At 70.4% G+C, this 18,358-nt stretch carries 15 protein-coding genes; 11 read left to right on the plus strand and 4 right to left on the minus strand.

The features are described from left to right. Nucleotides 1–150: 150 nt before the first annotated feature. Genes LIG30_RS02660 through LIG30_RS02680 form a run of 5 tightly spaced genes read left to right on the plus strand, consistent with a single transcriptional unit; the run spans nucleotide 151 to nucleotide 5,413 of the window. A complete protein-coding gene (locus LIG30_RS02660) occupies nucleotides 151–843 on the plus strand; it encodes a TetR/AcrR family transcriptional regulator (protein ID WP_038709429.1) in 693 nt (230 codons plus the stop codon). Then, complete coding sequence (locus LIG30_RS02665; RefSeq protein ID WP_038709430.1) at nucleotides 840–1,808, plus strand: HlyD family secretion protein; 969 nt, start codon at nucleotides 840–842, stop codon at nucleotides 1,806–1,808. The genes LIG30_RS02660 and LIG30_RS02665 overlap by 4 nt, the downstream gene beginning before the upstream one ends. Then, a complete protein-coding gene (locus tag LIG30_RS02670; protein WP_038709431.1) occupies nucleotides 1,805–2,752 on the plus strand; it encodes an ABC transporter ATP-binding protein in 948 nt (315 codons plus the stop codon). The genes LIG30_RS02665 and LIG30_RS02670 overlap by 4 nt, the downstream gene beginning before the upstream one ends. Further along, a complete protein-coding gene (locus tag LIG30_RS02675) occupies nucleotides 2,749–3,903 on the plus strand; it encodes an ABC transporter permease (protein WP_152985986.1) in 1,155 nt (384 codons plus the stop codon). The genes LIG30_RS02670 and LIG30_RS02675 overlap by 4 nt, the downstream gene beginning before the upstream one ends. A gap of 25 nt (nucleotides 3,904–3,928) precedes the next feature. Beyond that, nucleotides 3,929–5,413 (plus strand): efflux transporter outer membrane subunit, encoded by a 1,485-nt coding sequence (locus LIG30_RS02680; protein WP_051994836.1) that lies wholly within the window; start codon nucleotides 3,929–3,931, stop codon nucleotides 5,411–5,413. A 183-nt stretch (nucleotides 5,414–5,596) separates the two neighbouring features. Here the strand turns inward: LIG30_RS02680 and LIG30_RS02685 are convergent, their stop codons facing one another. The 3 genes from LIG30_RS02685 to LIG30_RS02695 form a co-directional block, all read right to left on the minus strand. Then, complete coding sequence (locus tag LIG30_RS02685; RefSeq protein ID WP_038709433.1) at nucleotides 5,597–6,817, minus strand: porin; 1,221 nt, start codon at nucleotides 6,815–6,817, stop codon at nucleotides 5,597–5,599. 475 nt (nucleotides 6,818–7,292) lie between these two features. Further along, nucleotides 7,293–8,354, minus strand: coding sequence for a phytoene/squalene synthase family protein (locus LIG30_RS02690; RefSeq protein WP_038709434.1), 1,062 nt, complete (start codon nucleotides 8,352–8,354; stop codon nucleotides 7,293–7,295). Nucleotides 8,355–8,532: 178 nt separating this feature from the next. Next, the gene (locus LIG30_RS02695) at nucleotides 8,533–10,104 is read right to left on the minus strand and encodes a rhodanese-related sulfurtransferase (RefSeq protein WP_235510159.1); all 1,572 of its coding nucleotides are present in this window, start codon (nucleotides 10,102–10,104) and stop codon (nucleotides 8,533–8,535) included. A 668-nt stretch (nucleotides 10,105–10,772) separates the two neighbouring features. Between LIG30_RS02695 and LIG30_RS02700 the strand changes: the two genes are divergently transcribed. Beyond that, on the plus strand, nucleotides 10,773–11,690 hold the full coding sequence (locus tag LIG30_RS02700) for a LysR family transcriptional regulator (protein WP_038709435.1): 918 nt from the start codon (nucleotides 10,773–10,775) through the stop codon (nucleotides 11,688–11,690). A gap of 193 nt (nucleotides 11,691–11,883) precedes the next feature. On the opposite strand, the gene LIG30_RS02705 is transcribed toward LIG30_RS02700, so the two are convergent. Next, nucleotides 11,884–13,158: an acyl-CoA dehydrogenase family protein gene (locus tag LIG30_RS02705; protein ID WP_038709437.1), complete on the minus strand. Its 1,275-nt coding sequence runs from the start codon at nucleotides 13,156–13,158 to the stop codon at nucleotides 11,884–11,886. A gap of 278 nt (nucleotides 13,159–13,436) precedes the next feature. Here LIG30_RS02705 and LIG30_RS02710 point away from each other — a divergent pair, with 278 nt between their 5' ends. Genes LIG30_RS02710 through LIG30_RS02730 form a run of 5 tightly spaced genes read left to right on the plus strand, consistent with a single transcriptional unit; the run spans nucleotide 13,437 to nucleotide 18,350 of the window. Continuing rightward, nucleotides 13,437–14,522 (plus strand): LLM class flavin-dependent oxidoreductase, encoded by a 1,086-nt coding sequence (locus tag LIG30_RS02710; RefSeq protein WP_038709438.1) that lies wholly within the window; start codon nucleotides 13,437–13,439, stop codon nucleotides 14,520–14,522. Nucleotides 14,523–14,542: 20 nt separating this feature from the next. Next, entirely contained in the window at nucleotides 14,543–15,376 is an 834-nt protein-coding gene (locus LIG30_RS02715) for a class II aldolase/adducin family protein (RefSeq protein ID WP_038709499.1), read from the plus strand. 37 nt (nucleotides 15,377–15,413) lie between these two features. Continuing rightward, entirely contained in the window at nucleotides 15,414–16,454 is a 1,041-nt protein-coding gene (locus LIG30_RS02720; RefSeq protein ID WP_038709439.1) for an ABC transporter substrate-binding protein, read from the plus strand. 4 nt (nucleotides 16,455–16,458) lie between these two features. Beyond that, entirely contained in the window at nucleotides 16,459–17,535 is a 1,077-nt protein-coding gene (locus LIG30_RS02725) for an ABC transporter permease (RefSeq protein WP_038709440.1), read from the plus strand. Further along, nucleotides 17,529–18,350, plus strand: coding sequence for an ABC transporter ATP-binding protein (locus LIG30_RS02730; protein WP_038709441.1), 822 nt, complete (start codon nucleotides 17,529–17,531; stop codon nucleotides 18,348–18,350). Before LIG30_RS02725 ends, LIG30_RS02730 begins: the two co-directional genes overlap by 7 nt. The last annotated feature ends 8 nt before the right edge of the window (nucleotides 18,351–18,358 follow it).

The following is an 18,358-nucleotide window of genomic DNA, read 5'->3' on the forward strand; positions in this document are numbered from 1 at the left end:
CGTCCGCGCCGGTCGTCCGCGCCGTGCGGCGGCTTTACCGCCGCCGCACGAACGCATGACGCCCCCTCTTTCGCCCCGTCACACGACCCACGTCAAACCCGCCACCGCTCTTTCCTTGAATTTAACTAACCCATCAATTAGTGTTTCTGCATGAACGCGAAGCCCATCGCCACGAAACCGCGCGGCCGCCGTCCGTCGACCGAGGATGTCGACGTGCGCGGCCAGATGCTGGACATCGCCACGCGCCTGTTCGCCGAGCGCGGCATCGCCGCCACCACGGTCGCGCAGATCGCGGACGAAGCCGGCGTCACATCGGCGATGGTTCACTACTACTTCACGAATCGCGCGCATCTGCTCGACGCGATCGTCGAGGAGCGTCTGGTGCCGGTCATCGAATACGTGTGGGGGCCGACCGATGCCCGCATCGAGCACGATCCGTTCGCGCTCGTCGACGAACTCGTGTCCCGCTTCTTCGACGTGACCGGCCGGATGCCGTGGCTGCCGCCGCTGTGGCTGCGCGAGATCGTCAACGAAGGCGGGCTGCTGCGCGAGCGGATGATCGACCGCATCCCGGTCGAGCACCTCAAGCGTTTCGCGGAACGCATCCGGCTCGCCCAGCAGGCGGGCACGGTCAACCCGGCGCTCGATCCGCTGTTGCTGTTCAATTCGGTGATCGCGCTCGTGATGCTGCCGCTCGCGACCTCGAAAGTGTGGCAGAGCGCACGCGGGCTCCCGCCGCTCGACCGCGCCTCGCTCCAGCGGCATGTCGCCGCGCTGCTCGAATGCGGGATGCGCCCCGCCGCCACGCCCCGCGATTCGGGCGCGACGCGGAGCACGCCATGACGCGCGCGCGTTCGGTCACGGTCGCGCTCGCCGTGTGCATCGCCGGCATCGCGGGATGCGGACGCCAGCCGGCCGACAGCGGCGCGGCCTATCAAGGCTATGTCGAAGGGGAATTCGTCTACCTGTCGTCGTCGCAATCCGGCACGCTGACGCAACTCGCCGTGCAGCGCGGGCAGACGGTCGCCGCCGACACGCCGGCGTTCGCGCTCGAAGCCGTCAACGAAACCGCCGCGCTGCAGCAGGCGCAGCATCAGCTCGCCGCCGCGCGCGCGCAGTTCGCGGATCTGCAAACCGGCAAGCGGCCGCCCGAAGTGAACGTGACGAAGGCACAGCTCGCGCAGGCCGCCGCGCAGGCGCGCAAGGCCGAGCAGCAGCGCGTGCGCGACGAAGCGCAGTTCCGCGCCGGCGGAATCTCGGCGCAGCAGCGCGACGATTCGCGCACGGCGGCGCAAACGACGGCCGCCCAGGTTCGCGAGCTGCAAAGCCAGGTTGACGTCGCGAACCTGCCCGGCCGCGCGCAGCAGATCGGCGCGCAGGCGGCGCAGGTCGAGGCAGCGCAGGCGGCCGTCGCCGCCGCGCAATGGAAGCTCGACCAGAAGCGCGTCGCGGCGCCGGCCGCCGGGCTCGTCTACGACACGCTGTACCGGCTCGGCGAATGGGTGCAGGCAGGCAACCCCGTCGTGCAGATGCTGCCGCCGCAGAACGTCAAGGTGCGGTTCTTCGTGCCCGAAACCGTGGTCGGCTCGCTCGCGCCCGGCCGCGCCGTCAGCATCCATTGCGACGGCTGCGCCGCCGACGTGCCCGCGCGCGTCACCTATGTGTCCGGCGAGGCCGAATACACGCCGCCCGTGATCTACAGCAACGAAAGCCGCACCAAGCTCGTGTTCATGGTCGAGGCGCGGCCGGCGCCGGCCGATGCGCCGAAACTGCATCCGGGGCAACCTGTCGCCGTGAGGGTGAGATGAACGCGCCGCCCGTCCCGTACGCGATCGACGTCAGCAAGCTGAACAAGCGCTTCGGCACGAAGCACGTCGTGAAGAACGTGTCGCTGCGCGTCGCGCGCGGCGAGATCTTCGGGTTCCTCGGCCCGAACGGCAGCGGCAAGACCACGTCGATCCGGATGATGTGCGGGCTGCTCACGCCCGATTCGGGCAGCGGCACCTGCCTCGGCTACGACATCGTGCGCGAGAGCGCGCAGATCAAGCGCCGCGTCGGCTACATGACGCAGCGCTTTTCCTACTGGGACGACCTGTCGATCCGCGAGAACCTCGACTTCGTCGCGCGCGTCTACCAGATGCCGGACCGCAAGGAGGCGGTGGCCCGCGCGCTCGACACGCTCGGGCTCGCGAGCCGCGCAAACCAGCTGACCGGCGCGCTGTCGGGCGGCTGGAAGCAGCGGCTCGCGCTGGCCGCCTGCATGCTGCACAGCCCCGAGCTGCTGCTGCTCGACGAACCGACCGCGGGCGTCGACCCCGCCGCGCGCCGCGACTTCTGGGAGGAGCTGCACCGGCTCGCCGCGCAAGGCATCTCGGTGCTCGTCAGCACGCACTACATGGACGAGGCCGAGCGCTGCCACAAGCTCGCGTACATCGCGTACGGGGAATTGCTCGCGCAAGGCACCGCGGCCGAGGTCGTCGCATCGCAGGATCTCGCGACGTGGGCGATCACCGGCGAGCGCCTGACCGAGCTGTCGGCACGCCTGCGCACGATGCCGGGCGTCGACCAGACGGTCGTGTTCGGCGCCGCGCTGCACGTGAGCGGGCGCGATCACCGCGCGCTCGAGGCCACTGTGCGGCGCGTCGCCACCGGCACGCCGCTGCAGGCCGCGCCGGTCGAGACCGGCCTCGAGGACGTGTTCATCTACATGATGAGCCACGCGGCGGACAACGACAGGGGCACCTCATCGTGATCGCACGGTTCCGCTTTCCGCTGTCGTTCTCGTTCGCGCGCTGGTGGAGCATCGTGCTCAAGGAGTTCCTGCAACTGCGCCGCGACCGGGTGACGTTCGCGATGATCGTCGGCGTGCCGATCATCCAGCTCACGCTGTTCGGGTTCGCGATCAACACCGACCCGAAGCATCTGCCGACCGCCGTGATCGTCGCCGACCCGAGCCCGTTCGTGCGCAGCTTCATCGCCGGGATGCGGAATTCCGCGTACTTCGACGTCATCGAGACGCTGCCCGACGAAGCCGCCGGGCGGCACGCGCTCGCGCGCGGCGACGTGCTGTTCGTGCTGACGGTGCCCGCCGATTTTTCGCGGCGGCTGCTGCGCGGCGAGCGGCCGTCGCTGATCGTCGAGGCGGACGCGACCGATCCGGTCGCCACCGCGTCCGCGATCGGCGCGTTGCCGGGGCTGGTCAAGCCGGTCGCGGACAAGGACCTGACCGGGCCACTCGCGCACCTGAACGGCCGCCCTGCGGCGTTCGACGTGCAGCTGCACCGCCTGTACAACCCGGAAGGCATCACGCAGTACAACGTCGTGCCGGGCCTGATGGGCGTGATCCTGACGATGACGATGGTGATGATGACCGGGCTCGCGATCACCCGCGAGCGCGAGCGCGGCACGATGGAGAACCTGCTCGCGACGCCGGCGCTGCCGCTCGAAGTGATGACGGGCAAGATCGTGCCCTACGTGTTCATCGGGCTGATCCAGGTGTCGATCATTCTCGCCGCGTCGCGCTTCGTGTTTCACGTGCCGTTCGTCGGCGGCGTGATCGCGATCTATCTGTCCGCCCTGCTGTTCATCGCCGCGAACCTGACGGTCGGCATCACGCTGTCGTCGCTCGCGCAGAATCAATTGCAGGCGATGCAGCTCGCCGTGTTTTACTTCCTGCCGAACATCCTGCTGTCGGGCTTCATGTTCCCGTTCGCCGGCATGCCGCGATGGGCGCAGTTCATCGGCAACCTGCTGCCGCTCACCTATTTCAACCGTCTCGTGCGCGGCGTGCTGCTCAAGGGCAACGGCTGGGTCGATCTGTGGCCGTCGGTATGGCCGGTCGCCGTCTTCACGATCGTCGTGATGGGCATCGCGCTGCGCTTCTACCGGCGCACGCTCGACTAGGACACGCTCGACCAGGAAAGCGCCGATGACACCGACTTCATGCCCCCGCCGCCGCACGCTCGCCGGCATCGCCGCCGCGATGCTGGTCGCGGCGTGCACGGTGGGGCCGGATTTCCGGACGCCGGCCGCGCCGCCCACGGCCGGCTATACGCGCGGCGAGCCGCCCGCCACGACGGCGTCGGCAAGCGGCGCGGCCGGCGCCGCGCAAGCATTCGTCGCGGCCGATCATGCGCCGCCGCAGTGGTGGACGCAGTTTCGCTCGGACGCGCTGAACCGGCTCGTCGACACGGGGCTGCGGCACAGCCCGACGCTCGACGAAGCGCGCGCGACGCTCGTCGAGGCGCAGCAGAACTACACGGCCGAGGCAGGCGCAACCGAATTCCCGCGCGTCGATGCGAGCCTGTCCGGCACGCGCCAGAGAACCAACATCGCGGCAGTCGGCCTGTCCAGTGTCCCGAACCCGCCGCCGTTTACGCTGTACAACGCGTCCGTCAGCGTGTCGTACGTGCTCGACGTGTTCGGCGCCAACCGGCGCGCGCTCGAAGCGCTGATGGCCCAGGTCGACTACCAGTCGTACGAGCTCGACGCGGCACGCCTGACGCTGGCGGGCAACGTCGTGTCCGGCGCGATCCGGCGCGCGTCGCTGCAGCGGCAGATCGCGCTGACGACGCAGCTCGTCGGCGCGCAGACGCGCCAGTTGCGGATCGCCGAAGCCCGCCACGCGGCGGGCGGCGCATCGCTGGCCGACGTGCACAGCCAGCGCACGCTGCTCGCGCAGACGCAGGCGTCGCTGCCGCCGCTCGCGGCCCAGCTCGCGCAGGCCGAGCATCGGCTGGCGATCCTGCTCGGCGTGCCGCCATCGCAAGCGGACCTACCGGACGTGCCGCTCGACGCGCTGCGCCTGCCCGATACGCTGCCGGTCACGCTGCCGTCGACGCTGGCGCGCGAACGGCCCGACATCCGGGCCGCGGAAGCGCTGCTGCATCAGGCCAGCGCGAACGTCGGCGTCGCGACCGCGAACCTGTATCCGCGCTTCGCGATCTCGGCCGGCGCGGGTTCGGAGCGCACGCGGATCGCCGACGTCGTGAGCGGGCTGAACATCTGGAACGTCGGCCTCAACCTGACGCAGCCGGTTTTTCACGGCGGCGAACTACGCGCGAAGAAGCGCGCATCGGAAGCGGCCTATGACGCGGCATTCGCCGGCTACCGGCAGACCGTGCTGCAGGCGCTGCAACAGGTCGCTGACGCCATGCGAGCGGTCGAAGCCGACGCGTCGGCGTTGCAGTCGCGCGACCGCGCGGCGCAAGAGGCGGCCGCGGCCGACGCGATCGCCGGCGCACGATATGCGGCGGGCGGGATCAGCCAGTTCGCGCTGCTCGATACACAGCGGCAGGCGCTGCAGACGGCGCTCGACCGCACCCGCGCCCAGGCGGACCGGCTCGCCGACACGGCGGCGCTGTTTCAGGCATTGGGGGGAAGCGCGAGTGGCGTCGCGAACACCGCTGAGTGAGCGTCACCCGTCCCCGACGCACGGCGCAACGATCTCCGATGCTTGAATCGCACCGCATCCCGTTATCCCGGAAATGCAAAAACCCCGCGCTCCGAAAAGCGCGGGGTTCGGCCAGCAGCCCGCGCCAGCCCCGAGGCCGGCCGGCTGCCGCGTTCCGGTGCGGCGCACGCGCGCCGCGCGGAATCAGAAGCGGTGGATCAGGCCGACGCCCACGCCCACCTGGCTGCGCGACGTCGATGGCGACGAGTTGAAGCCGTCGCCGATCGACGCGACCGCGTCGACGATCTTGCCGTTGATCAGCGTCTGGCCCTGCGCGCGCTGGTATGCCTCGACCGCGTACAGGCCGGTGCGCTTCGACAGGCTGTAGTACTGCGACGCCGTGACCTGGTGATACTTCGCCGAATCCGAGACGCCGTTCGCCTGCGACGCGCTCGTGTACGCATAGCCCAGGCCGAAATCCCACGTCGCCGTCGGCTTCCAGTGCAGCACGGCGCCGGCCGTGTTGAAGATCGCCGTGTTGCGGAATGCCGAACCCGAGCCCGGGACGTACTGCACGTTCGAGTACGACACCGAGATGTCCCACGCCGGCGTGAACTGGTAGCCGGCCGTGACCGCGACGCGCTGCTGCGCCTGCGCCGTCTGGTAGCCGCTGTTGATTGCCGAGACTGCCGTCTGGTTGCCGTCGCCGCTCGTGGTCAGCCCGTTCTGCACGGTCGAGTTCGCCCCCCACACGCCGCCGCCCAGTGTCGCGTTGTTGACGCGCTGGAAACCGGCCGCGATGCCTGCCGGGCCGTTGATGTACTGGATCGCCGCGCTCCACGTCGAGCCGCGGTTCACGCTGCCCGCCACGCCGCCGAACGAGTACGAGCCGCCGACCGTGAGGCCGTAGAAGCTCGGCGACATGTAGACGAGCGAGTTGTTCGAGCGGTAGAGCGTGTCCAGCGAGTCGATATCACCCGGGTGCGCGCCGAAATAGCCGGTCAGCCAGTTGGTCGGGCTATACGGCGACAGCAGCGTGTAGTAGGCGGTGTACTGGCGGCCGGCCGTCAGCGTACCGTACGTCGGATCGGTCAGGCCGACCCACGCCTGGCGGGTGAAGATGCCGCCCGAGAAGGTCGACGCGCCGTTCGCGGTGTTCACGCCCGCTTCGAGCTGGAAAATCGCCTTCGAGCCGCCGCCCAGATCTTCCGCGCCCTTCAGGCCGAAGCGGCTGCCCGCCCACACGCCTGTCGTCATCTTCCATGCCGCGTGGCCGCCGCTGGTGGCGCCGACGCTCGGCGCCGCGCTGCTCTGATAGGAAAGACCGTTGTCGACGATACCGTACAAGGTCACGCTGCTTTGTGCGTGAGCCGTGGCCGCCGCGAGACCGGCGGCCGTCATGGCGACAGCGACGCGCTTTTTCATTGAATCTCCGTCCTGAAAGAATTGATTCTTTTGTGGTGTGGTTTGCTGCACATGTGCGAGTACATGTGAAACCGATTCTGACGGATTACCGACTATTCCCCAATACGGCCGGTCGGTCATCGTATGATCGACGCAACGCAATGACTCACTAAATAGTTAGTTCGCGTGCCTGACGGTACGCCTGACGCGGCTTTCCGCCAATTCCCGGTGAAAACCCTAGCTTTACATTTCGACGGGCGCCGCACGGGCGTCCGATGTCGTCATACGCCCGAACACATATCCGCAGACGCATCGCTCCGAACCCAACAAAAACAGACGAGCAAGCATGCCGAACGAACGGCATGCCGTTGCTTCGGCAACCGAAACGATGTCGGAGTCCAGCGGGGGATTTCCGGGAAAACCCGAAGAAGGGAAACGAGATACACCCCGGCGGAACGCCGGGGTGTCGGCGGGACGGCGGCCGCGAACGGCCGGTTCAGTGTGCGGGACGGGCGATCAGCGTATCGACGGCATCGACGAGACGTGTCACGCGCGAGCGGATCGCGGCATTCGAGCCGACGATCGCGAGCGAGCCGGCCATGATCCGGTACACGCGCTTGCGCGGCACCTTGGCCGGGGATGCGGGATCGAGCCAGGCGTCGTGGCGGGCGAGCAGCTCCAGCGTCTCGAGGCCGATCAGGATCGGCCACAGGCACGCGAGCCGCAGCCGCACGAAGCGGCGTGGAATCGCGAGCGTATACGCGCACGCATCGCGGTACTGCGCCAGCGCGGTGCGCAGCAGGTCGAACAGCACGCCCCGCGCGCGCGCCGACGCAGCCGGCGACAGCAGTTCGTCCACCGTCAGCCCGTGCGCCGCGAGCACGTCCTGCGGCAGGTAGCAGCGGCCGATCCGAAGATCCTTCGGGCAGTCGCGCAGGATGTTGGTCATCTGCAGCGCCTTGCCGAAGCGAATCCCCTTCTCCCGCATGTCCGGCAGGTTCCAGCGGCGCGCCGCGCGTGTGTGCGCGGCGGTCATGTCGGTCCAGAATTCGCCGACGCAGCCGGCGACGAGGTAGGTGTAACGATCGAGGTCGTCGCGCCCGGCGAGCGCGGCGACCTGCCCGGACTGTTCGTCGGGGAACGTGTCCAGATCGAATTCCATCCCTGAGGTCAGCGTGGCGACGACCTTCTGGATCGCCGCGCGATCGCCGGCCGCCTGCGCGCGCAGCAGCGCGAGCATCGGCCGCATCGAGCCGAGCAGGATGTGCTCGTGCGAATCCGCCTGCAGGCGCGTCACGTCGTCGAGCGCGCGCGACAGCGCTTCGCCGTCGTCGAGCCGTTCGATGTTGGTGCGCAGCGCCGTCAGCAGCTCGGCGCGGCGGCCGGGCGCGACGAGCGCGGTGTCGGCGATCGTGTCGGCCGCGCGCGCCAGCAGGTACGCGAGGCCGACCGGATCGCGCATGCCGTCGGGCAGCACGCGCAGCGTCAGATAGAAGGATCGGGAAACGTTCTTTAAGAGTTCGCCGAGAAGATAAGCAGGGTCGGTATTGGGTGCCATGTGTCCGGAAAAATCGGCATGCGGCGCCCGCGCCGGACGCGCGAACCGTCCCGGCGCGGGCGCCGCATGCCCGCTGATCGCCGCATCGCCGCGTCCTGCCGGCGTTCCGCCCGGCGCGGCGATGCAAAATTCCCGCCAGTGTAGTGCATCCGGCGCCGGCCCCGCGCGCCGGGCGGCGTCAGATCACGCGAAAGCCGTGCGTGCCGTCGCGCCCGAGCTGCCCGACCAGCCCGAACTCCCAGTCCAGATAGGCCTGCATCGCGGCGGCGGCATTGTCGGTGCCTTCGTACGGACGCCGGTAGCGATCGATCCGCGGCGACGCCAGCCGGGTCTCGCCGCTTTCGAGCGGCAGCCCAGCGTCGATCCAGGCCGCGGTGCCTCCCGCCAGCACGTGGATCTCCGCGCCGCCAGGCAGCGCGGCCCGCGCATCGGCCGCCGCGAAGCGGGCCAGCAGGCTCGAACCGCAGGTCAGCACATAGCGCTTCGCGGCGGGGATCGTCGCGAGCGCGTCGCGCAGCTGCGCGCGCAACGCGAACCATGCGCCCGGGATATGGCGCTTCACGTAGTTCGCGCTCGCGGTCAGGTCGATCACCGCGACCTCGTCCGGCGCCGCGTCGCGCAGCCACGCCGCCAGCGTCGCCGGCGCGATCTCCGCCACGCCGGGCGTGGCCGGCACGTCGCGCGGCGGCTCGCCCGTCGCGCCGAACGCGCGCGCATCGGCCGGATCGACCACCCGCACGTCCCAGCCCATCTGCGCGAGCCACGACGCCGTCATGTCGGCACGCACGCCATCGTCGTCGGCGAGCACGATCCGCGCGCCGCGCACCGGCGCGTGATGATCGGTTTCCTGCACGAGCTGGCCGCCCGGCGCGCTCAGGAAGCCCGGCAGGTGGCCCGCCACATACTCGTCGGGCGTGCGCACGTCGAAGCGGTACAGCGTGCGGCCGGGCGCGGCAAGCGCGTCGACGTCGCGCAGCGCGATGCGCGCAACGCCCGCCCGCTCGGCCACCGCGCGCGCGGCGCGGCGCGCGTCGGCACGCACCGTCTCGCCGACCGGATCGGGAAAGCGCCGCGCCGCGCCATGTTCGAGCGCCTGGCCCGCCAGCGTCCAGCCGATCGTGCCGTTGCGCAGCGCCGCGACCGGGTTCGGCAGGCCCGCGTTGATCAGCGACTGCGTGCCGATGATGCTGCGCGTGCGGCCCGCGCAGTTGACGATCACCTGCGTCGCCGGGTCCGGCGCGAGCGCGCGCACGCGCAGCACCAGCTCCGCGCCGGGCACGCTCGTCGCGGTCGGGATGCTCATCGTCTGGTATTCGTCGAAACGGCGCGCATCGACGATCACCACGTCCGCGCGCGCGTCGATCATGCGCTGGACCTCCTGCGCCGGCAGCGACGGCGTATGGCGCGCCGCCTCGACCCATTCGCCGAACGACTTGCTCGGCACGTTCACGTCGATGAACAGCTCGCCGCCGGCGTCGCGCCAGCCCGCGAGACCGCCTTCGAGCAGCCCGACCTTTGTGTAGCCGAGCCGCGCGAGCACGTCGGCCGCGCGCGGCGCGAGATCCTCGCCGAGCGCGTCGCCGTAGACGACGATCGGCGTGTCGCGGCGAGGAATCCGCGTCCACGCGTCGAGTTCCAGCTTCGACAGCGGAAAGTTCGCGGCCCACAGCGGATGGCCTTGTGCGTACGGGTCTTCCTCGCGCACGTCGATCAGCGCGATTTCGTCACTGGCCAGCAGACGAGCGCGCATGTCCGCAGCGGACCACGCGGGGTATGAATGGGAGGTATTCGAATAGCCGGACACGAACGGCTTGACGGTGCCGTCGTCGAGGAACACCGCGCGTTCGACCTTGCCGATGTCGGCGCCATACACGTGGATGCTGATCGACACCCGATCGGCAAGCGCGTTGCTGACGCGATGGATGTCGCCGACGCGCGGCGACACCGCCTCCACCTGCCCGGGCCGAAGCTGCACGGCGTCGCCCGCGGCGGCCGGCCGGCCGCCTGCGTCGAGGCTGTACGGCTGCGAGAACTCGGCACCGCGCAGCATGCCGATCAGCCCCCAGACGGTGTGATTGTGGATCGGCGTGGTCTGGCCCGGCCCCCAGACGAAGCTCACGACGGAGAACCGCTCGTCCGGGTCGCGGTACAGCAGATATTGGCGATAGCGCGCCGGATCCGGCTGCGCGTACGCGTCGGGCAGCCAGTCGTCGCGTGCGACCAGCGCGGCCAGCAGCGCGCCGCCCTCGTCGAGAATCCGCGGCTCGTCCGCGCCGGACGCGAGCAGCGCGTCCAGCCCGTCGACGAACCGGCGCAACGGCGCGGACGAAGGTTCCTGCAACGAAAGCGTACTCATCGGCGGCCTCTTCGAATATGATGATTTGACATGATGCACCTGAAATACCATGCAGAACAAACATGAAAATTAGCGATATCGACGCTTTTGCAGCGGTCGTGCGCTGCCAGTCGCTCAGCCAGGCGGCGGCGGAGCTCGGCATCACGCAGCCTGCGATCACGCGGCGCGTGCAGAACCTCGAGGAAGCGCTCGGCGTGATGCTGCTCGACCGCAACACGAAGCCGCCGCGCCCGACCGACATCGGCTGGCGGGTTCACGAACAGTGCCGCGCGATCCTGCGCGAGGTCGACGCGCTGCGCGAGCTGACGGCCGCGCACCTGCCGCCGGCCGGCGCGTTCCGTCTCGGGCTCACGCAGGGCATCGGCGAGCTGATGCTGCTCGACCTGCTCGCGACGCTCGGCGAGCGATGGCCGGCGCTGACGCCGCAGATCGTCACCGCGTGGGGCGGCACGCTCGTCGAGCGCGTCGCGCGCCGCGAGCTCGACGCGGCGCTCGTGTTCCTCGCGCGGGAGATGGTGCTGCCGCCGCACGTCGAAGGCGAGCGGCTGCTGACGACGCCGCTCGTCGTGGTCGGCCGCCGCGGCGAGTGGCCGCGACGCAGCTACCGGCTCGCGGACTGCCACGCGCGCGGCTGGGTGCTGAATCCGGACGGCTGCGGGTTTCGCGCGGGGCTGCGGCGCGCGCTCGACGCGCAGGGCCTGCCGCTGCAGGTCAGGCTCGACACCTACGGCCGCGAACTGCAGCTGCAGAGCGTCGCGAACGGCGCCGGCCTCGGCCTCGTGCCGCTGCCGCTCGTCGAGCGCAGCCCGCTTCGCGATGCACTCGACATCCTTCAGGTCGCGGACTTCAAGCCCCAGATCGATCTGTGGCTGCTCAGGCGCGAAGACGCGAGCCGGTTCGCCGCCCCGCTCACCGCGCTCGGCGACCAGGCACGCCAGTGCTTCGCGCGTCTGAGCGACGCGGCGAACGACGCAGCCTGAACGCCGCTGCGCACCGCCCGGCTCTGGCTGCTCTGGCTGCTCTGGCTGCTCTGGAGGCTCTGGAGGCTCGGGCGGTATTGGCGATACTGGTGGCCCAGGCGGCACAGATTGCACGGGTGACCCAAGCAGCACTGGAAGCACTGGCTGCACGGATGTCGCAAGCGGCCCAAGCGGCGCGGCCGCAGCCCGTCGTTCAAGCGTCATCGCCGCCCGCCTGCCGTTGCGCGTCGCGCGCCGCTGCATCCAGCGCGGCCCGCCCGGCCGCCGTCAGGATCGAATCGTCCTGCGGCGTATGCACGCGGCCGCACAGCACGTCGCGGTAGTACCGTTCGAGCGGATTGCTGCGGCTCAGGCCGTGATTGCCCGTCAGCCGCAACGCCTGCTCGACCACGCGAATCGCGTGATCCGTCACCGTGCGCTTGACGAGGCCGCTCGCCGTGACCGTCGGCGGCACGCCCGCGTCGGCGCGCGCGATCGCGTCGTCGAGCAGCACCCGATTCGTCAGCAGCCAGCCGTCGATCTCGCCGATCGCCTCCTGCACGCGCGGCAGCGGCGCGAGCGGCGCGCCGAGCCCGCCCGGCGTGCGCGCGCGGACGAAGCCGATCAGCCAGTCGCGCGCCGCGCGGGCCACCGCGTCGTACAGGCTTCCCAGCAGCACGATCATCCACGCCTGCTGGTCGGTGTGCGCATCGAGGTCCGCCTGGCTCGCGTCCGCCGACGCCCAGGCGTCGGGCGCGCGCACGTCCACCGCGTGGTCGGCCGGCAGCCGCACGTCGTCGAACACGACCTCGTGACTGCCCGATGCCCGCAAGCCGAGGTGATCCCAGCTCTCGATCACGCGAATGCCCGCGTCGTCGCCACCCGGCGCACGCGGCACCAGGAACACGCCGACGCGCGGCTGCGGGTCGTCCGTGCGCGCCCACACCGCCAGCCAGCGCAGCGCCGGAATCCCGGTGCTGTAAAGCTTGTGGCCGGACAGCCGCCAGCCGTCGCCGTCGCGGCGCGCGATCGTCGCGGGCAGCCCGCCGCGCGCAGGCGAGCCGAGCGCCGGCTCGACGCGCAGCGCGTTGATCAACGCGCCGTCCGCCACCGCGCTCTCGAACACCGCGCGCCGCAACCGCTCGGGCCAGCGGCTGTCCGCCCGGCCGAGCGCGCGATGCTGCAGATACGTCATTGTCAGCACGAGCGCGGTCGCGGCATCGGCGCGCGCCACCGCGGCGACGATGCGGCTCGCCTGCGCGAGCGTCGCGCCCGCGCCGCCGTATTCGCGCGGCGCCACCTGCGCGATCAGCCCGGCACGGCGCAGCCGCGCGAGATTTTCATGGGGAAAGCGGCCCGGCGCGTCGTTGCGCGCGGCATCGGCGGCCAACTCGGGCGCAAGTTGCGCGAGCAACGCGTCAAGGCGCGCGTCGTCGGCAGGCAAGTGGTGCAGCGGCTGCGGCTGCGAAACAGCAAGGCGCACGGACATCGACTCGGATTCCCTCGTTCAGGCGGGCTACGGTAAGCCAGTCGCGGCGCCCGCCCGGGGCGCGCCGATCGACCGGCAGCGCCTAGCGTAGGCGTATCCGGCAATCGCTCAAACCATGCAAATCAGATATGGAATCCGATATTTATTATTTACAAATTGCATGATCCCGACGGTAATCTGCGCTCCAGTCGTGTCCGGTCCCGCCGATGACGGCGGCCCGGCACAGCCATCCGTTCCCCCGGCCCGCGCGCCGGAACGTCCTTGCACCGGAGACCCAGATGAGCGTCGAATTCATCGGCATGATCCAGAGCCAGAAACAGTCGGAGATCCACCCGCCCCACGGCAATGCCGTCGACCCCGATTACGTGCGCGACTTCGCCCGCGCGCATGAAACGGCCGGCTTCGACCGGATTCTGGTGCCGCACCGCTCGACCAGCCCGTCGGCGACGCTGACGATCGCGTACGCCGCCGCCGTGACCGAGCGGGTCCGCTTCATGCTCGCACATCGCCCCGGCTTCATCGCGCCGACGCTCGCCGCGCGCGAGCTCGCGACGCTCGACCAGTTCAGCCGTGGCCGGCTCGCGGTGCACATCATCTCGGGCGGCTCCGACGACGAGCAGCAGCGCGACGGCGACTTCCTCGACCACGACGCGCGTTACGCGCGCACCGACGAGTATCTCGGCATCCTGCGCCGGATCTGGACCGAGGATCGGCCGTTCGACCATGAGGGCGTCCATTACCGCTTCCGGCAGGGCTATTCCGAAGTGAAGCCGGCCCAGTCGCCGCACGTGCCGATCTACTTCGGAGGCGCGTCGCCGGCGGCGCTCGCGGTCGCGGGCAAGCACGCCGACGTCTACGCGCTGTGGGGCGAATCGCTCGACCAGGTGCGCGAGCTGACCGCGCGGGTGCGGGCCGAAGCGGCGAAGCATGGCCGGCAGGTGCGCTTTTCCGTATCGTTCCGGCCGATTCTCGCGGCCACCGAGGATGAAGCGTGGGCGCGCGCGCACCGGATTCTCGACGAGACGCGCCGGCTGCGCGACGCGGCCGGCCTCGCGGCGGGCAGCCCGCTGCAGAGCGAAGGCGCACGCCGCCTGCTCGCCGCCGCCGATCGCGGCACGCGCGTCGACAAGCGCCTGTGGACCGAGATCGCGAAACTGACCGGCGCGCGCTCCAATTCGACGGCGCTCGTCGGCACGCCCGAACAGGTCGCCGATGCGCTGCTCGACTATTACGACCTCGGCGTCACGACGTTCCTGATCCGCGGCTTCGATCCGCTCGACGACGCGATCGACTACGGGCGCGAGCTGATCCCGCGCGTACGCGCCGGCGTCGCCGTGCGCGATGCCGCGCGCCGCGCGGCGTGACCGGACAGGAGCGCCTGCGCATGTCCGCCGTCCTGCCGCCCCGCACTGCGTCCGGCCTCGTGCTCGCCGGGACGCCCCGCCAACACTTCTGGTTCGACCCGCCCGCGCCGCGCGCCGACATCGCCGCCGAACGGCGCCACCGGCAAGCGCGCCTCGCGGGCGCGTTCCGCCTGTTCGCGCGTTTCGGCTTCGATGCCGGCCTCGCCGGGCACATCACCGCGCGCGACCCCGAGCTGCCGGACCATTTCTGGGTCAATCCGCTCGGCGTGCATTTCTCGCGCATCCGGGTGTCCGACCTGCTGCTCGTGAACGCGCGCGGCGAGACCGTGATCGGCGACCGGCCATTGAACCAGGCCGCGTTCGCGATCCACGCCGCGATCCACGACGCGCATCCGCATGTCGTGTCGGCCGCGCACACGCACTCGACGTACGGCAAGGCCTGGTCGACGCTCGGTCGGCTGCTCGATCCGCTGACGCAGGACGCATGCGTATTCCATGAGGATCACGCGCTATTCGACGATTTCACCGGCATGGTGGTCGACACGCGCGAAGGCGCGCGGATCGCGCAAGCGCTCGCGAAGCCCGGCGGCGGCACGCACAAGGGCGCGATCCTGAAGAACCACGGCATCCTGACCGCCGGCCCGAGCGTCGAGGCGGCGGCCTGGTGGTACATCGCGCTCGACAACGCCGCGCACACCCAGTTGCTCGCCGAGGCCGCGGGCACCCCGCAGCCGATCGACGCCGCGACCGCGCGCCACACGCACGGCCAGATCGGCGGCCCGGACGGCGCATTGCATGCGTTCGACAGCCTGTATGCGCGCGTCGCCGCCGACGAGCCCGACCTGCTCGATTGATTCGCCTCATTTGATTCGCTCTACTGGAGATCTACCGATGACTCGCCCAACCGGTATCCCGCCCGGCCCCGACGACGCCCGCGGCATCAATCGCCGCCGCCTGCTGCGCGCGGCGGGCGCGGCCGCGCTGGCCGCGCCCGCGCTCACGCTCGGCCGCAACGTATGGTCCGCGCCGCCGCTCAGAAAACTGACCTTCGCGTGGAACCAGAGCGCGTTCTGCCTGACGCCGATCGTCGTCGCGCAGGAGCGCGGCTTCTTCGAGAAGAACGGCCTGCAGGTCGAGCTGATCAACTACAGCGGCTCGACCGACCAGCTGCTCGAATCGATCGCGACCGGCAAGGCCGATGCGGCGGTCGGGATGATCCATCGCTGGCTCAAGCCGCTCGAAGCGGGTTTCGACGTGAAGATCATCGGCAGCTCGCACGGCGGCTGCGTGCGCCTGATCGGCGCGAAGGCGGCCGGCGTCACGACCCTGCAGGCGCTCAAGGGCAAGACCGTCGGCGTGAGCGACCTGGCCGCGCCGGGCAAGCACTTCTTCTCGATCCTGCTCGCGAAGAACGGCATCGATCCGGAGCGCGACATCACGTGGCGGCAGTATCCGGCCGACCTGCTCGGCGTCGCGGTCGACAAGGGCGAGATCCAGGCGATCGCCGACGGCGACCCGAACCTGTATCTGCTCGAGAAGCGCAGCAACGGCGCGTACACCGAGCTGGCGACCAACCTGTCCGGCGAATACGCGCGCAAGGTGTGCTGCGTGATCGGCGCGCGCGGCGAGCTGGTGCGCAACGACCGTCCCACGGCGGCGGCGCTCGCCCGCGCGATCGTGCAGGCGACCGAATACACGCACGACAATCCGAACGAAGCGGCGAAGGTGTTCGCGAAGTATTCGCCGAAGATCAATCCCGACGACCTGCGCAAGCTGTATGCGACGCTGACCTACACGCATCACCCGACCGACGTCGACCTGCAGAACGAAATCGCGTTCTATGCGGACGATTTCCGGCGGATCGGCGTGATCAAGAAGAGCACCGACCCGCAGCGGTTCGCCCGCCAGGTCTACGCGAACGTGCTGGGGTGACGCGATGTCGACGATCGATCGAATTTCTCCCGCTGCCGGCGTCGCGCCTGCCACGCCCGCCACGGCACAAGCGCGCCCGGCATGCGCCGCCTGCGACGCCGCGCCCGCGGCGCGCGCGCCGGTGTGGCGCGGCGGTCTGGTCGCGGCGCTCGCCTGGGCCGCGCTCGGCGCGGTCGCAGGCCTTTGGCCGAACCGGGTCGTCGGGTTCAGCGACTGGGCGTATACCGACGCATTCGGCACGGCCGCATGGGCCGCCGCCGTGCTGCTCGCCGTCGTCGCCGCGATCGGCGCGCGCGTGCCGGGCCTGCGCGCGACGCTCGGCCGCGCGCGGCCGGCCGGCCCGTGGCTCGTCGCGTTCCCGCTCGGCCTGGCCGCGTGGGAAATCCTCACCGCAAAAACCGCCCTCCTGCCCACGCCGTTTTTCGCGCCGCCTCAGGCGCTGATCGAGGTCTACGTCGACGACTGGCCGCGCCTGCTCGGCAGCGCCGGCAATACGCTGAAACTGCTCGGGCTCGGCTTCGCATACGGCGTCGCCGCGGGCTTCGCGGTCGGCGTGTCGATCGGCTGGTCGCGGCGCATCGGCTACTGGGTGCATCCGGTGCTGCGCGTGCTCGGGCCGGTGCCCGCCACCGCGCTCCTGCCGCTCACGTTCTACTTCTTCCCGTCGAGCTACTCGGCGGCCGCCTTCCTGATCGCGCTCGCCACCGGCTTTCCGGTCGCGGTGCTGACCTGGTCGGGCGTCGCGAGCGTCAACAAGCAGTATTACGACGTCGCCCGCACGCTCGGTGCGAACGCGCGCTTCCTCGTGCTGCACGTCGCGATTCCCGCCGCGCTGCCGCAGGTGTTCGTCGGCCTGTTCATGGGCCTGAGCGCATCGTTCACCGTGCTCGTCACCGCCGAGATGATGGGCGTGAAGTCCGGCCTCGGCTGGTATCTGAGCTGGGCGCAGGGCTGGGCGTCGTACGTGAACATGTATGCGGCGCTGATCGTGATGGCGCTGCTGTTCTCCGGCTTGATCACGCTGCTGTTCGTCGTGCGCGACCGCGCGCTCGCGTGGCAGAAAGGAACCGTCAAATGGTAAGCGCCACCGTGCTCGACCAACCCGCCGCCGCCGCGTCCACCTCATCCGGCGTGGCGCCGCACGGCGCGCGCATCGACGTGCGCCACGTCAGCCATGCGTTCGACGGCGCGGACGGGCCGCTGCCGGTGCTCGACGACGTCACGCTGTCGGTCGCGGCCGGCGAATTCGTCGCGCTGCTCGGGCCGAGCGGCTGCGGCAAGTCCACGCTGCTGCGCCTCGTCGCGGGCCTCGAAACGCCACGGCGCGGCGCCATCGCGCAGGATGGCGAAGCAATCGTGCAGCCCGATCCGTCGCGCATCGTCGTGTTCCAGGACCCCACGCTCTATCCGTGGCGGCGGGTCCGCGCGAACGTCGCGCTCGGGCTCGAGGCGCGCGGCGTGCTGCGCACGTCGCAGCACCGCGTCGACGAGGCGCTGCAACGCGTCGGCCTGCAGGACTTCGCGGGCGTGTTCCCGCACCAGCTGTCGGGCGGGATGGCGCAGCGCGTCGCGCTCGCCCGCGCGCTCGTCAACGATCCGCGCCTGCTGATCCTCGACGAGCCGCTCGGCAAGCTCGATTCGCTCACGCGACTGACGATGCAGGCCGAACTGACCGCGCTGTGGCAGCGCGAGGGTTTCTCCGCGCTGCTCGTCACGCACGACGTCGAGGAAGCGCTGTTTCTCGCGCAGCGCGTGATCGTGTTCAGCCCGCGGCCGGCCCGTATCGCGGCCGAGTTGCGCGTCGACCTGCCGTATCCGCGGCATCGGGGCGATCCGCGTTTCGCTGCGCTGAGGCACGAGGCGCTGCGGCACCTCGGCCTGGACGCGAGCTGGTAAATGCGCGG

The sequence above is a fragment of the Burkholderia sp. lig30 genome, from assembly GCF_000687455.2.
Classification (GTDB): Bacteria; Pseudomonadota; Gammaproteobacteria; order Burkholderiales; family Burkholderiaceae; genus Burkholderia.

What these genes read in the sequence shown, in the direction of transcription:
- LIG30_RS02730 (WP_038709441.1), top strand. Translation starts at nt 17,529, where the DNA reads ATGGTAAGCGCCACCGTGCTCGACCAACCCGCCGCCGCCGCGTCCACC.
- LIG30_RS02695 (WP_235510159.1), bottom strand. Translation starts at nt 10,104, where the DNA reads ATGCGCGCTCGTCTGCTGGCCAGTGACGAAATCGCGCTGATCGACGTG.
- LIG30_RS02680 (WP_051994836.1), top strand. Translation starts at nt 3,929, where the DNA reads ATGACACCGACTTCATGCCCCCGCCGCCGCACGCTCGCCGGCATCGCC.
- LIG30_RS02665 (WP_038709430.1), top strand. Translation starts at nt 840, where the DNA reads ATGACGCGCGCGCGTTCGGTCACGGTCGCGCTCGCCGTGTGCATCGCC.
- LIG30_RS02705 (WP_038709437.1), bottom strand. Translation starts at nt 13,158, where the DNA reads ATGTCCGTGCGCCTTGCTGTTTCGCAGCCGCAGCCGCTGCACCACTTG.
- LIG30_RS02670 (WP_038709431.1), top strand. Translation starts at nt 1,805, where the DNA reads ATGAACGCGCCGCCCGTCCCGTACGCGATCGACGTCAGCAAGCTGAAC.
- LIG30_RS02685 (WP_038709433.1), bottom strand. Translation starts at nt 6,817, where the DNA reads ATGAAAAAGCGCGTCGCTGTCGCCATGACGGCCGCCGGTCTCGCGGCG.
- LIG30_RS02710 (WP_038709438.1), top strand. Translation starts at nt 13,437, where the DNA reads ATGAGCGTCGAATTCATCGGCATGATCCAGAGCCAGAAACAGTCGGAG.
- LIG30_RS02725 (WP_038709440.1), top strand. Translation starts at nt 16,459, where the DNA reads ATGTCGACGATCGATCGAATTTCTCCCGCTGCCGGCGTCGCGCCTGCC.
- LIG30_RS02690 (WP_038709434.1), bottom strand. Translation starts at nt 8,354, where the DNA reads ATGGCACCCAATACCGACCCTGCTTATCTTCTCGGCGAACTCTTAAAG.
- LIG30_RS02715 (WP_038709499.1), top strand. Translation starts at nt 14,543, where the DNA reads ATGTCCGCCGTCCTGCCGCCCCGCACTGCGTCCGGCCTCGTGCTCGCC.
- LIG30_RS02720 (WP_038709439.1), top strand. Translation starts at nt 15,414, where the DNA reads ATGACTCGCCCAACCGGTATCCCGCCCGGCCCCGACGACGCCCGCGGC.
- LIG30_RS02660 (WP_038709429.1), top strand. Translation starts at nt 151, where the DNA reads ATGAACGCGAAGCCCATCGCCACGAAACCGCGCGGCCGCCGTCCGTCG.
- LIG30_RS02700 (WP_038709435.1), top strand. Translation starts at nt 10,773, where the DNA reads ATGAAAATTAGCGATATCGACGCTTTTGCAGCGGTCGTGCGCTGCCAG.